The sequence below is a fragment of the Nonomuraea sp. ATR24 genome (assembly GCF_041950485.1).
Classification (GTDB): domain Bacteria; phylum Actinomycetota; class Actinomycetes; order Streptosporangiales; family Streptosporangiaceae; genus Nonomuraea; species Nonomuraea ceibae.
Window position 1 is genome coordinate 1 of record NZ_JBGNUU010000050.1, and the last position, 850, is coordinate 850.

The following is an 850-nucleotide window of genomic DNA, read 5'->3' on the forward strand; positions in this document are numbered from 1 at the left end:
TGCAAGCGAACGACTTGCACACGGCAGCTCATTAGTGGAGCACTGGCTACTCGGCACAGCGTGATCGCTGACCGGCAAGTACCGCCCCGCGAGGGGAGTGGGAACGGCGGCACAGGGGTTACGGGGTACCGGACACACTGTTGGGTCCTGAGGAAACGGACCGGATGATTTCGGTTTGTTGGATACCTCAGTACAGGGCCGCTGAAGCATCTCCGTTGCGGGGTGTGGGGGCGGTTGCTGTTTGTTGTTTGAGATTTGCATAGTGGACGCGAGCATCTTTGTGGCCAAGTTTTTTAGGGCACACGGTGGATGCCTTGGCATCAGGAGCCGATGAAGGACGTGGGAGGCTGCGTTAAGCCTCGGGGAGTCGCCAACCAGACGTTGATCCGGGGATGTCCGAATGGGGAAACCTAGCACCAGTCATGTGGTGTTGCCTCCGCCTGAATGTATAGGGCGGTTGGTGGTAACGCGGGGAAGTGAAACATCTCAGTACCCGTAGGAAGAGAAAACAACAGTGATTCCGTGAGTAGTGGTGAGCGAAAGCGGATGAGGCTAAACCGGGCGTGTGTGATAGCCGGCAGGCGTTGCATGTCCGGGGTCGTGGGACCCTCTTGAAGGAGCTGCCGCTTCTTCGGACAGTGAGAAATCGATGGGGTAGTTGAAAGCTCTGGGAAGGGCTGCCGTAGACCGTGAGAGCCGGGTAGGCGAAACCTTGTCGACTGTTTGAGGGGATCCCAAGTAGCACGGGGCCCGAGAAATCCTGTGTGAATCTGCCAGGACCACCTGGTAAGCCTAAATACTCCCTGATGACCGATAGTGCACGAGTACCGTGAGGGAAAGGTGAAAAGTG

At 57.3% G+C, this 850-nt stretch carries 1 rRNA gene; it reads left to right on the forward strand.

The features are described 5' to 3' along the window. Positions 1-282: 282 nt before the first annotated feature. Positions 283-850 (forward strand): 23S ribosomal RNA (locus ACBI99_RS45780); the annotation flags it as partial.